Source organism: Solibacillus sp. CAU 1738, from assembly GCF_039888725.1.
Lineage (GTDB): Bacteria > Bacillota > Bacilli > Bacillales_A > Planococcaceae > Metasolibacillus.
Window position 1 is genome coordinate 168497 of the sequence record NZ_JBDQQN010000001.1, and the last position, 13348, is coordinate 181844.

General features: G+C 38.4%; 14 protein-coding genes. 11 read left to right on the forward strand and 3 right to left on the reverse strand.

Going from position 1 to position 13348, the window contains the following annotated elements; translation table 11 throughout:
• The 6 genes from dnaI (at position 1) to AAFN87_RS00860 (ending at position 5646) form a co-directional block, all read left to right on the forward strand.
• On the forward strand, positions 1-942 hold the full coding sequence (gene dnaI, locus AAFN87_RS00835) for a primosomal protein DnaI (protein ID WP_347789934.1): 942 nt from the start codon (positions 1-3) through the stop codon (positions 940-942).
• Between the two features lie 671 nt (positions 943-1613).
• A complete protein-coding gene (gene thrS / locus AAFN87_RS00840) occupies positions 1614-3545 on the forward strand; it encodes a threonine--tRNA ligase (RefSeq protein ID WP_347789096.1) in 1932 nt (643 codons plus the stop codon).
• A gap of 614 nt (positions 3546-4159) precedes the next feature.
• Positions 4160-4666, forward strand: coding sequence for a translation initiation factor IF-3 (gene infC / locus AAFN87_RS00845; RefSeq protein WP_347789097.1), 507 nt, complete (start codon positions 4160-4162; stop codon positions 4664-4666).
• A gap of 33 nt (positions 4667-4699) precedes the next feature.
• Positions 4700-4900, forward strand: a complete 201-nt coding sequence (gene rpmI, locus AAFN87_RS00850; RefSeq protein WP_036156293.1) for a 50S ribosomal protein L35 — start codon at positions 4700-4702, stop codon at positions 4898-4900.
• Between the two features lie 64 nt (positions 4901-4964).
• Entirely contained in the window at positions 4965-5324 is a 360-nt protein-coding gene (gene rplT, locus AAFN87_RS00855) for a 50S ribosomal protein L20 (RefSeq protein ID WP_347789098.1), read from the forward strand.
• Positions 5325-5382: 58 nt separating this feature from the next.
• Entirely contained in the window at positions 5383-5646 is a 264-nt protein-coding gene (locus AAFN87_RS00860) for a DUF1294 domain-containing protein (protein ID WP_347789099.1), read from the forward strand.
• Positions 5647-5858: 212 nt separating this feature from the next.
• On the opposite strand, the gene AAFN87_RS00865 is transcribed toward AAFN87_RS00860, so the two are convergent.
• Positions 5859-6257, reverse strand: coding sequence for a sigma-w pathway protein ysdB (locus AAFN87_RS00865; RefSeq protein WP_347789100.1), 399 nt, complete (start codon positions 6255-6257; stop codon positions 5859-5861).
• Positions 6258-6348: 91 nt separating this feature from the next.
• Between AAFN87_RS00865 and AAFN87_RS00870 the strand changes: the two genes are divergently transcribed.
• A complete protein-coding gene (locus tag AAFN87_RS00870) occupies positions 6349-6831 on the forward strand; it encodes a dUTP diphosphatase (protein WP_347789101.1) in 483 nt (160 codons plus the stop codon).
• Positions 6832-6934: 103 nt separating this feature from the next.
• Here AAFN87_RS00870 and AAFN87_RS00875 read toward each other — a convergent pair whose 3' ends face one another.
• Together AAFN87_RS00875 and pxpB are read right to left on the reverse strand one after the other, a co-directional pair.
• Positions 6935-7882 carry a 5-oxoprolinase subunit C family protein gene (locus AAFN87_RS00875; RefSeq protein ID WP_347789102.1) on the reverse strand — a complete coding sequence of 316 codons (948 nt, stop codon included), beginning with the start codon at positions 7880-7882 and terminating at the stop codon, positions 6935-6937.
• On the reverse strand, positions 7879-8601 hold the full coding sequence (gene pxpB / locus AAFN87_RS00880) for a 5-oxoprolinase subunit PxpB (protein WP_347789103.1): 723 nt from the start codon (positions 8599-8601) through the stop codon (positions 7879-7881). The genes AAFN87_RS00875 and pxpB overlap by 4 nt, the downstream gene beginning before the upstream one ends.
• A gap of 153 nt (positions 8602-8754) precedes the next feature.
• Between pxpB and AAFN87_RS00885 the strand changes: the two genes are divergently transcribed.
• The 4 genes from AAFN87_RS00885 to AAFN87_RS00900 all read left to right on the forward strand — a co-directional run bounded on the left by AAFN87_RS00885 (position 8755) and on the right by AAFN87_RS00900 (position 12849).
• Positions 8755-9516 carry a LamB/YcsF family protein gene (locus tag AAFN87_RS00885; protein ID WP_347789104.1) on the forward strand — a complete coding sequence of 254 codons (762 nt, stop codon included), beginning with the start codon at positions 8755-8757 and terminating at the stop codon, positions 9514-9516.
• An 11-nt stretch (positions 9517-9527) separates the two neighbouring features.
• On the forward strand, positions 9528-10748 hold the full coding sequence (locus AAFN87_RS00890) for an NRAMP family divalent metal transporter (protein WP_347789105.1): 1221 nt from the start codon (positions 9528-9530) through the stop codon (positions 10746-10748).
• A 107-nt stretch (positions 10749-10855) separates the two neighbouring features.
• Positions 10856-11641 carry a putative hydro-lyase gene (locus AAFN87_RS00895; RefSeq protein ID WP_347789106.1) on the forward strand — a complete coding sequence of 262 codons (786 nt, stop codon included), beginning with the start codon at positions 10856-10858 and terminating at the stop codon, positions 11639-11641.
• 119 nt (positions 11642-11760) lie between these two features.
• Positions 11761-12849: a M42 family metallopeptidase gene (locus tag AAFN87_RS00900; RefSeq protein ID WP_347789107.1), complete on the forward strand. Its 1089-nt coding sequence runs from the start codon at positions 11761-11763 to the stop codon at positions 12847-12849.
• Positions 12850-13348: the final 499 nt, after the last annotated feature.

Consider the following 13348-nt stretch of genomic DNA (forward strand, 5'->3'; position numbering starts at 1 on the left):
ATAGAACCGATAAATGAAGCGTTAAAGCGTGTGGTCAATGTACCATCTTTCCAAGAGAGATATAATGCAATGCGACGGGATATTTTACAACACGAGCAAATACAAAAATTTTTAAAGGACAATGCTGAACGTATTGATGACGGGATGATTGAGCGTAGCATGTCAAAACTCCATGAATTTGTTAGTCAATCGACTGAATGCTGTAAATGCGGCTCGACAAATAAATGCACAAACTATTTAGAAGGCTTCATTCCGAAATTAATAATTGCAAATAGTCGTATCGATGTTTCGTATGAACGCTGCGAACAAAAAATCGTAGAGGATGAACGTCGTGAAATGGCATCGATGGTATCATCTATTCATATGCCAAAGGATGTTTTACAAGCAACGATTGAAGACATTGTAATCGAAGGTAATAAGTCGCGTTTCCAAGCTGTACAACAAATTGTATCATTTATTAATGAATACCGAGCAACTGGCCAGCTACCAGAAAAGGGATTATATTTATACGGTGAATTTGGCGTTGGGAAATCGTTTATACTAGGAGCAATAGCTAATGAATTAGCGAAAATAAAAATCAAATCGGTGCTTGTATATGTTCCAGAGTTTCTACGAGAAATAAAGGCAGCTATTAATGACCAAACATTGCAAAGTAAAGTGGATTTTGTTAAGAGGACTCCTGTTTTAATGTTAGATGACTTTGGAGCAGAAGGAATTACACCATGGGCACGTGACGAAATTATAGGGACGATTTTGCATTATCGCATGAGTGAGCGACTACCAACATTTATATCATCCAATTTTGATTATGATGATTTAGAATATAATATCGCTCGTTCGCAGCGTGGTGAAGTGGAAGAAGTGAAAGCTCGACGCATTATGGAGCGTATTAAAGCGACGACAACTTTGTTAAGGCTAGAAGGCGAAAATTTACGTCGTTAAATTTTCGGATTTTAGCAGTTGCTTTTTTCGATAAGCGAGCGTATACTGTGCTAGTAATTACAATATTTAAAGCATTGATAAGGACATGAAGTTTGTGCACCGACTTAGTAGAGAGGGGAGCCTTGGCTGTGAGCTTCCTAGCACGACACATACTTTACTACCTTTGAGCAGTGGCGGGGATAATCCGTCAACGTTTATCAGTACGTTAACTGACCTAGAGCTTCGTTCGAGATTTATCTCGGAAGGAAGAAGGGTGGAACCACGAGCATACGCGTCGTCCCTTTTGGTAGGGATGGCGCTTTTTTGTTTTCTAGGAGATTAAAATCAATTACGCCTCGGCGTAATTGCGTCCAGATTTTTTTCGAGCTCGCTCGAAAAACTCCCTTAAAAAATCTGTGACATCCGCCGGGGCATTAACTTGATTCAGCCGGGGTTTGATCAGCCACTGAATTGAATTTCATATTTAGCATTCATCCCTCACTTATAGAAGAAGGGGACTTCTGCTGAAACAAGTTAATAATTACGGATATAAGATCAATACTTATGTAGATTATATAAATAACTCCGAATATTAGATAAATATTTCTGTAAATTATATAAATATATCTAGAAAACAAAAAATGCTCGACTAAAGATCGCCCAAGTAAAAATATAAAATAGGAGGACTCAACATGTCTGAAATGATTAAATTAACATTTCCTGATGGTAATGTGAAAGAATTCGAAAAAGGAATCTCAACTTTAGATGTTGCTGGTTCAATTAGCCCAGGGTTAAAAAAGAGTGCACTTGCAGGGAAATTAAATGGTGTATTAGTGGATGCTAAAACACCGATTGAAGAAGATGCAGCAATCGAAATCATTACTAATAAATCACCTGAAGCATTAGAAATTTTACGTCACTCTACTGCCCATTTAACAGCACAAGCAGTGAAACGTCTTTTCCCAGAAGTAAAGCTAGGTATCGGACCAGTAATTGAATCTGGTTTCTACTATGATATTGATGCACCTACACCGATTACAGCAGAAGACCTGCCATTAATCGAAAAAGAAATGAAAAAAATTATCGCGGAAAACATTGAGATTGAACGTAAAAACGTTTCACGTGACGAAGCACAAAAAATTTATGAAGAAGTAGGCGACGAGTATAAATTAGAGCTTCTTGAAGCAATTCCGGCTGACGAGCAAGTATCTATTTATTATCAAGGTGATTTCTTTGACCTTTGTCGTGGTATCCACGTACCATCAACAGGTAAGTTGAAAGAATTTAAATTACTTTCATTAGCAGGAGCTTATTGGAGAGGAAACTCTGACAATAAAATGCTTCAACGTATTTACGGTACAGCTTTCTTTACGAAAGAAGAGTTAAAACATCACTTACAAATGCTTGAAGAAGCGAAAGAACGTGACCACCGTAAAATTGGTAAAGAACTTGATTTATTCATGACTTCACAAAAAGTAGGTCAAGGATTACCGCTATGGTTACCAAATGGTGCAACAATCCGCCGTGTAATCGAACGCTATATCGTGGATAAAGAATTAAAACTTGGCTACAAACATGTGTATACACCTGTGTTAGGTTCTAAAGAGCTTTACAAAACATCGGGTCACTGGGATCACTACCAAGATTCTATTTTCCCGCCAATGGAAATGGACAATGAAACATTAATTATGCGTCCGATGAACTGTCCACACCATATGATGATTTTCAAAAACGGTTACCATTCATACCGCCACTTACCATTACGTATTGCAGAGCTTGGTACAATGCACCGTTATGAAATGTCAGGTGCGGTTTCAGGTTTACAACGTGTTCGTGGGATGACTTTAAATGATGCGCACCTTTTCGTACGTCCTGACCAAATTAAAACAGAGTTCAAAAAAGTAGTTGAATTAATTTTAGATGTATACAAAGATTTTGATTTAACTGATTACACATTCCGTTTATCTTATCGTGACCCAGCGGATAAAGAGAAATACTTCGATGATGATGAAATGTGGGAAAAAGCACAAGCGATGTTAAAAGAAGCAATGGATGAGCTGGGCTTGGATTACTACGAAGCTGAAGGCGAAGCAGCTTTCTATGGTCCGAAATTAGACGTTCAAGTAAAAACGGCAATTGGTAAAGAAGAAACATTATCAACAGCTCAGCTGGACTTCTTATTACCTGAACGTTTTGACTTAACTTATGTTGGTGAGGATGGTCAACCACAACGTCCGGTAGTAATTCACCGTGGTGTCGTGTCAACAATGGAACGTTTCGTAGCCTTCTTAATTGAAGAATACAAAGGCGCATTCCCAACTTGGTTAGCACCTGTACAAGTCGAAATTATTCCAGTATCAAATGCAGTTCACTTCGATTACGCAAAACAAATCGAAGAGCAATTAATCGCTGCTGGTTTACGTGTGGAAATGGATGATCGTGAAGAAAAGCTAGGTTACAAAATCCGTGAAGCACAAATGAAGAAAATCCCTTATATGCTTGTGATTGGGGATAAAGAGGTAGAAGAGGGAGCTGTTAACGTTCGTCGTTACGGCTCAAAAGATTCAGAAACAATTAGTTTCGATGCCTTCTTATCAAATATTGTTGCAGAAGTGAAAAAGTAATATATGTAATTTAGCGCGGCGGTGCGACAGTGTAGCTGGCGGCTACGCCTTTCCCTACAGAGCAAAGCTTCCCGCGAGAAAAGCAAAAGAGGAACGAAAGCTAAATCCGTCACGTCGTCTGACAATGCCTTCGTGACCAATATCGTGTTGGTCCGAGACCCTGCAACGTAGTGAGGAGGCGCTGGGCCTTGCCCGCGGAAAGGGAGCACCAGAGCGCTAAATTATTTGAAAAGTAATTATTGAGAAATTTCACAAGAATTACTTTAGCCTTTATAAGAAATGAAACAATTAGTATGTAAATAAAAAAAGTTGACACATAGTTTTATGCGTGATATTATAGCTAAGGTTAATAAATACTAGTTTGTGGTTGAAGTAGAGGCTGCCCGCTTCTCACCTGATGCTCGACACATTTATGTAGTTGACAGGTTTGACACGTTGAATTGTTTTACGTAATGTTACGTATACACATATAGCGGGCGGACATCTTCTACAATGTCCGTCCTTTTTTTGTGGATAAACGTATAAGATGTACCGTTCAACCGGGTAAGAGTACTTGCTCAAACCATGTATTTGTTCGCGACACTACTTGGAGGTGGATTGTTATTAGCAAAGACATGTATGTAAACGAAGGCATTCGCGCACGTGAACTTCGTGTAATCGATCATAATGGTGATCAGCTTGGTGTAAAGACACGCAATGAAGCGCTTGAAATCGCCACTCGTGTGAACTTGGATCTTGTCCTTGTGGCTCCTCAAGCCAAGCCGCCAGTCGCACGTATCATGGACTATGGTAAATTTAAGTTTGAACAGCAAAAGAAAGACCGTGATATTCGTAAAAATCAAAAAGTTATCAATATAAAAGAGGTTCGTCTGAGCCCTTCAATTGATGAACATGATTTCCAAACGAAATTACGTGCTGGACTGAAGTTCCTTGAAAAAGGTGACAAAGTAAAAGCAAGTATCCGATTTAAAGGTCGTGCTATAACGCACAAAGAAATCGGTCAACGCGTCTTAGATCGCTTTGCTGAAGCTTGTGCTGAACTATCAACGGTAGAACAGAAGCCGAAGATGGAAGGCCGTAGCATGTTTTTAGTTCTTCAACCGAAGAATGAAAAACAGTAATCATTTAGAAATTAGTTTAGGAGGATATTCGACATGCCAAAAATGAAAACTCACCGTGGCGCTGCGAAGCGTTTCAAAAAAACGGGTACAGGTAAATTAAAATTTGACCGTGCTTATGGTAGCCACTTATTCGCTAACAAATCTACTAAAGCAAAACGTCACTTACGTAAAGCGAAAGTTGCGTCTTCAGGCGACTTCAAACGCATCCGTACATTATTAACTTACATGAAATAATTTTTGAACATTCAGGTTCAAATTCAAAACAACACATTCGAAAGAAAAGCAGGAGGTAATTAGTATGCCACGCGTAAAAGGCGGAACAGTAACGCGCAAGCGTCGTAAAAAGGTTTTAAAATTAGCTAAAGGTTATTATGGTTCAAAACATACTTTATATAAAGTTGCTAACCAAGCAGTAATGAAGTCAGGTCAATATGCATACCGTGACCGTCGTCAAAAGAAACGTGATTTCCGTAAATTATGGATCACTCGTATTAACGCAGCTGCTCGCATGAACGGTCTTTCTTACAGCCGTTTAATGCACGGTTTAAAATTAGCAGGTATCGAAGTTAACCGTAAAATGTTAGCTGACCTAGCTGTAAATGATGCAGCAGCATTCGCTCAATTAGCAGACGCTGCAAAAAATGCACAAGCTAAATAATTTAACTTAAGGCTGATGGATTTCTCCATCAGTCTTTTTTCCATAAGAGGTGATGTTTATGGGTACAGCCGCTATCGCTTATGTTGCGGTCATTTCACTTGTACTTTGTATTTTAATGTACAATGATAAATCACGTGCAATAAAAAAAGAATGGCGTATCGCAGAAAAAACATTATTTACATTAGCGTTTCTCGGTGGTGCAATTGGTGGGGTTCTCGGGATGTATCTGTTTCGACATAAAACGAAGCACAATACATTCGCATTTGGCTTCCCACTACTTGCTGCAATTCAATTATTCATTATCGTGAGATTATTGACGTGAAAAATGGATCTACGTCAAATATTGGGGTGTACTAATTTTGAGGAATCAAAATTTAGTGCATCTTTTTTTTATGGGTGCGTTGATTTCCATTCTGGGTCGGAAAGCGATCGCCAGAATGGAAAAATCAACGGCATCGAAGAAAAAGCGAGTAGGTGAACAATTTTCGTTCACCTACTCGCTAATGATTTATGGATTTTTACAATGCTGTCGTTTTACAGCTCGTCACTTTTTTCATCTTTCATTAACTTTTCAATTGGGTTTTTCCAATTAATTTTTGCACTTGGGTAGCTCATTTTAATTTCCTTTTCTAAATACAAAAAATCTTCTTTCGTAAATCCTTGTAGTTTCATCGGGTCGTGAACAAATACGAAAATCGATACAACTTCAAATGCATTGGTCGTTGTACCTAAGTATTTTTCTCCTTCAAAAAGCGCACCGTTATAAGAAATAAAAAAGTTTTTACGTACATTTTTCACATCATCATAAAAATAATATTGCCCCTTTTCGAAAGCTTCGTCTAGTTTACGCTTTGGATCAAACAAATAGCGAACGCCTTTATAAAATATGTAAATGATGAGCGCAATAATTAATATACGAAATAGAAGAGCCATGAAAGTTCCCCCTTGTCAGTTCATGTTTCTTTGCTATACGATTAGAAGGTACAATAAGTTTCATTTTTTATAAAGAAATTGAGGGATTTTTATGGAATTTAAACAACTTTTTGAAATGCAGCACCAACTGGACCGCTTTATTGAGGAAACACAGCAAGTTACAAAAGATGTGTTCAATGAAAAAGGGCTTGCGCTATTAGTAGAGCTTGCAGAATTAGCAAACGAAACACGTTGCTTCAAGTTTTGGAGTACAAAAGGTGCTTCAGAACGAAATGTAATTTTAGAGGAGTTTGTAGATTCTATTCATTTTTTATTATCACTTGGCAATATGCGAAAATATTCAATTAATGAATGGCCAACAATACAACAGGAAGCAGATTTAACAATGGCTTTTTTACGTACGAATAGTGCGGTAGGAGAATTTGTTACAGAACCAACAGAGGAACGCTATATTAATGTTTGGGAGCAATACAGCATAATCGCCTATAATCTAGGTTTTACTGTTGAGGATATTATTCAAGCATATATAGAAAAAAATGAAAAAAACTATGAGCGTCAGCGTTCAGGTTATTAATAAGCAGTAAATAATAGCATGTAGGGTCGCAAAAGGGCTCTACATGCTATTTATTATTTAAAATAACGAATGAATTCAGGGGTGTTCGTAAAGGAGTCAGCTCTTACTCTTTTCGTGATAATGCAGTTTTCATGAAAGCAAGCTGCTGCTGCTGTTGTAAATATATTTTTTGTGCTTCTTCTAATGATACTATTTCAAAATGAATCGTCGACATCGGCTGTAATTGCGCAAGCTTAGGTAAGTCTGCTTTAATCACTTGTGCAATTTTCGGATAACCGCCTGTCGTTTGACGGTCAGCCATTAAAATAATTGGCTGTCCGTTTGGAGGGACTTGAATAGTGCCAAACGTAACTGCTTCAGAAATTAAATCCTCTTTCACAACCCGCTCTAATGCGCTATGACTTTCTAAACGATACCCCATACGATCCGCATCCTTCGTAACAGTGTACGGAATAGAAGTGAGTGTTTGCTTGCTGTTTTCTGTGAACGAATACCATTCAGTCCCAACTGCTATACGAATGGTCACGCTATTTGAAAAAGATAATAACGACTTATAGTTAGCTGAGTATTTCCTTGGCACTTCACTATGTAATTTAATTGGCAATTGGTCTCCTTTTTGCAATGCGCGCCCTTTGAACCCACCAATTTGTGCACGTAAATAAGTACTGCGACTGCCTAATACTTCAGGGACTTGAATACCATGCTTGAACGCGATATAGCCACGTGCCCCTTGTTTAGCAGCTTGGCATTTTAACACGCTTCCGGCCTTCACTGTAACAGGCTGCCACATTGGACAAGGTGCATCATTTAATAACGGAGAAAAATCTGCACCAGTGCAGGCGATTACCGTATCTACCTCGAAGCGTAATGTAGGACCAACAAGTGTCATTTCAATAGCTGCTGTCCCAGATTGATTCAATAATGTATTAGCAATTTCATATGATAATTGATCCATTGCACCGCTTACAATTACACCGTATTGCTGTTGTCCGATACGACCCGCATCTTGAATAGTTGAAAAAAATCCTGGTTTTAAAACAACGATGGTCATACATTTGCCTCCCATTGTAAAAATTGCTCTTCAGAAATAGCCTTAAAGCGAATACGGTCACCCGCTTCTAAATACGTCGGAGGATAATCATTCGGTAAAAACAATGGCTGTGGCGTCCGTCCGATAATTTGCCAGCCACCTGGAGTTTCGAATGGGTAAGCCCCCGTTTGCATGCCAGCAATACCAACTGATCCAGCAGGGATTTTTAAACGTGGCACCTCCTTACGCGGAGTAGCAATCGTTTCATCTAGTCCACCCATAAATGCAAACCCTGGAGCAAAGCCAAGCATGTATACTAAACACTCACTTTCGGTATGGCGTTTAATAACTTCCTCTTCGGATAGCTGATGATAATTTGCTACATAATGTAAATCAGGTCCATACTCTCCGCCGTAAACGACCGGTATTTCGACAAGTCGTCCTTCTGTATGATGCCCTTTTTGTAATTGAAGTAATAGACCTTCCAAATAATTTGTAATGCCTTGATAAATTGAATCTGCATCCTTCACAAGAGGACTAAGTGCAACCTTCAAAATATCGTAGTGAATACATATATTTGTATAACCAGGTACAATATCTAGCATACCTGTAAATGGATTTGCCTGTAGTAATTCATAAAAATTTTGTATTTTTTTGTGTGTATCAGTTGAGATTGAATTTCCGAATACGACGAATAATGCTGAATCGCCTAATGGTTTAAATGTAATGTTTTCTAACATAAAACACCTCCAAATTATGAACTTGTGACTAATTATAAGGTAAATATACTAAAAATCCATATATTTTTCACAAAAGATTCACTTTTATCAGAAATGTGTTAATATATTGTCATTGTCTTAGATAATAGTTAAATGAGAAAAGGGGGGAATGAAATGAAGTATACGGTAGATTTGAATTGCGATTTAGGTGAAAGTTTTGGTCGTTATACGTTAGGGGAGCAGCGGGAAATCTTAAGATATGTCACATCGGCTAACATTGCTTGTGGCTTTCATGCGGGTGACCCTACAGTAATGCGTGAGACTATAAAATTAGCAATTGACAACGATGTAAAAATTGGCGCGCACCCAGGATTACCGGATTTAGTCGGCTTTGGGCGTCGTGAAATGGCAATTACACCGCAGGAAGCATATGATATGGTCGTTTATCAAATCGGTGCATTACAAGGGTTTTTAACGACGATGAATGCAACGATGCAACATGTCAAGCCACATGGTGCGCTGTATAATATGGCCGCAAAAAATAAAGCGCTTGCAGAAGCGATTGCTCAAGCTGTTTATGATGTTTCACCAAAGCTTATTTTATTTGGGCTTGCTTCAAGCGAATTGACAAAGGCTGGAGAAAAAATAGGGCTTCAAACAGCACATGAAGTTTTTGCAGATCGTACATATCAAGCGGATGGTTCACTCACTTCACGTAAACAAGCAGATGCGCTAATAACGGATGAAGACCAAGCTGTCCAGCAAGTAATTAAAATGGTTACAACTGGTACAGTTACATCTCAACAAGGAATAGATGTAGCGTTGCGAGCAGATACAATTTGTATACATGGTGACGGAGCGCACGCAGTACAATTTGCAAAATTCACAAAGGAAAAGTTAGCAGAACAACAAATAGAAATAACAGCGTTTAACTAAGGGGATATTATATGGCAGAAATCAATATTAACTCACAAGTAAAAAAGGATAGAAATAGGCGCAATGCTTTGCTAGGTGCCGCATTTTTAATGGCAACATCTTCTATCGGACCGGGCTTTTTAACGCAAACAACTGTATTCACAAGTGAACTAATGGCAAGCATGGGGTTTGTCATTTTAATTTCATTATTATTAGACGTTATCGCTCAAATGAATGTTTGGCGCGTCATTGGGGTTTCAGGATTACGTGGACAAGATCTTGCGAATAAAGTATTCCCAGGTTTAGGTTATGTTTTAGCAGTATTAATTGTAATAGGGGGCCTTGCTTTTAATATCGGGAACGTAGCAGGCGCTGGTTTAGGCTTAAATGCAATGTTAGGAGTCGATACTATTTATGGCTCTATTATAAGTGCCGCATTTGCTATTTTCATATTTTTATTTAAAGAAGCTAGTAAAGTGATGGACCGTGTTGCGCAGCTAGCTGGATTCGTTATGATTTTCTTAATGCTTTACGTAGCCTTTACTACTTCACCACCAGTAGGAGAAGCAATTGCCCGTACAGTGTGGCCAGAAGAAATTGGTTTATTGGCGATTGTAACACTAGTTGGTGGTACTGTTGGTGGGTATATTACATTTGCAGGTGGACACCGTTTAATCGATGCAGGTATTACAGGAGTAGAAAATCTTCGCCAAATTACAGTAAGCTCGGTAACGGGAATAATAGTGACAGGAATTATGCGTGTTGCATTATTCTTAGCTGTTTTAGGTGTTGTATCGAAAGGCTTAACATTAGATCAAGCTAATCCAGCAGCGTCAGTATTTCAGTTAGCGGTTGGGGATATCGGATATCGTATTTTCGGTGTCATTATGTGGGCTGCAGCAATTACATCTGTTGTTGGTGCTGCGTATACTTCGGTATCATTTATTCGCACATTCCACCCAGTCATTGAAAAATATAAAAACTGGATTATTATCGGTTTTATCATTACTTCTTCAGTTATTTTTGCAGTCGTTGGTCAACCGGTTAAGATATTAGTCATTGTAGGGGCATTAAACGCATTAATATTACCACTAGCACTATCGATTATACTTATTGCAGCTCACAAAACGAGCATTGTTGGAAAAGTGTATAAACATCCTAAAGTGTTAACAGTATTAGGTGTAATCGTTATTGTTGTTATGAGTATTTTATGTGTTAATACAATGATTACAACATTCTCTAAGTTATTTTAATTGGTAAGAAAGTATAAATTTCTGGAGTGTGAACAGTGTCTAGCTCCAGCGCTTGTAGGGGCTAAGCAGGGCGCTTGCGCTTTTCTTAATAAAGGGGGAATGATTTTATGAATTATGAAACAATGACAGCACAGCAAATTAGACAATTAATTCGTGACGGTCAAATAACGGGGCCAACAGCAGGTATGGCTAAAGGTTTTACGCAAGCTAATTTAGCTATACTACGTAAAGAAGATGCATTTGACTTTCTTTTATTTTGTCAACGTAATCCAAAATCATGCCCTCTTGTTGATGTGCTAGAGCCCGGACAAATCGAAAGTTTAATAGCACCAGGTTCAGATATTCGTACCGATATCCCGAATTATCGAATCTACAAAGACGGAGAGTATGTCGAAGAAGTGGCAAATATTTTGGATTACTGGGAAGATGATTTTGTATGTTTCTTAATAGGCTGCAGCTTTACATTTGAAACGCCGCTACAAGAAAGTGGGATTCCTATTCGCCATATCGAAGAAGGCTGTAACGTACCAATGTATAAAACATCAGTCGCTACAACATCAGCTGGAAAATTCCACGGACCTTTAGTTGTTAGTATGCGTCCGATGAAACATGCCGATGCAATTCGCGCAGTACAAATCACTTCTCGTTTCCCAGGTGTTCATGGTGCACCGGTACATATCGGAGATCCTTCTCAAATAGGAATTAAAGATGTGCATAAACCGGATTTTGGTGATGCTGTAACGATAAAAGAGGGAGAGGTACCTGTATTTTGGGCATGTGGCGTAACGCCGCAAGCAGTCGCGATGCAGAGCAAGCCTTCAATAATGATTACACATGCACCGGGACATATGTTTATTAGCGATTTAAAAGATGTTCATTTAAGCGTATTATAATAAATTAATTGAAAATACCCACTTTTGAGATAAAATGTTGCGAAAGTGGGTATTTTCTCTTTTCTATTAGTTTTTATAGAGCTATAATACAATGGAGATATACTTAGGAGGTCGAAATAATGACGAATATAGATCCAACTATTCAAATGTTAAAAGAATTAACAGATGCAAACGGAATTCCGGGCAATGAACGTGCTCCACGCGAAGTAATGAAAAAGCACATCGCACCTTTTGCAGATGAAGTTGAAACAGATAATTTAGGTAGCTTAATTGCAAAAAAAGTAGGGGATGAAAACGGTCCTAAAATTGTTGTTGCGGGACACTTAGATGAAGTAGGTTTCATGGTAACAAAAATCGATGACAAAGGTTTCATTAGCTTCCAAACAGTTGGTGGCTGGTGGGGACAAGTAATGCTTGCTCAGCGTGTAACGATTACAACGCGTAAAGGTGAGGAAATTGTAGGGGTAATCGGTTCAAAACCACCACATATTTTACCTGCAGAAGTACGTAATAAGCCAGTTGATATTAAAGATATGTTTATTGATATTGGTGCAGTTTCAAAAGAGGAAGTGCTGAGCTGGGGTGTATTACCAGGAGATATGGTCACACCTTATTTCGAATTCAACGTGATGAAAAATGAAAAGCACCTCCTTGCTAAAGCATGGGATAATCGTATTGGTTGTGCCATTGCAATCGACGTATTACGTGCATTAAAAGACGAGCAACATCCGAACATTGTATACGGAGTAGGGAATGCTCAAGAAGAAATTGGCTTACGTGGTGCAAAAACATCTACACATAAGATCCAACCGGATATCGGCTTTGCTGTAGACGTTGGTATTGCTGGTGACACACCTGGAGTAACGCCGAAAGAATCTACTTCAAAAATGGGTGCTGGCCCACAAATCGTTATTTACGATGCATCAATGGTAGCGCATAACGGATTACGTGATTTCGTAATCGACGTAGCGGAAGAAAACAATATTCCGTTCCAATTTGAAGCAATTCCTGGCGGTGGTACTGACGCTGGCTCAATTCACATTACAGCAAACGGTGTACCATCACTTGCAATCGGTGTAGCAACTCGCTATATCCACTCACATGCGGGTATCTTACACCGTGATGACTACGAAAACGCTGTAAAATTAATCGTAGCTGTCATCAAAAAATTAGACCGTGAAGCAGTGAATAAAATTATTTTTGATTAAGTGCCGAGTAAAAACTTAGTGAACTAAATAGAAATACTATAGTTTTGCCTTCTAACAAAAATGTTAGAAGGCTCTTTTGTGTTGGTTAGACCAAAAGAAGTATAACCATGTTGAAGTTGATACGAGAATATTTGCAATTTAAACACAAACAAAAGAAGTAGAAGATGAGGTATTAGAAAAACAAAGCATTGTTGATAAGCTCTATATGCCAATTGTGAATGATAAGAGTATTAAGAACATTACTATTCATCATGCATTGCTCGTTCTCAATCAGCAAATGAAGCTGAATGGATTACGCAAGCGAACAATTGACGAGTACAATGGCTTTTTCTTAAAGTAACTAAGCATATTAGAGTAACTATTACTAGCCAAATTAATATTGCTAATTCTCTATCAGATAACATGTTTATACCTCCTATCCCTTAATACGAACGGAATTGGAAGAATTTTTGCTTTTATGAAAATATCAATAGTTGTTAGTAAGGGTAAGTACATTGTA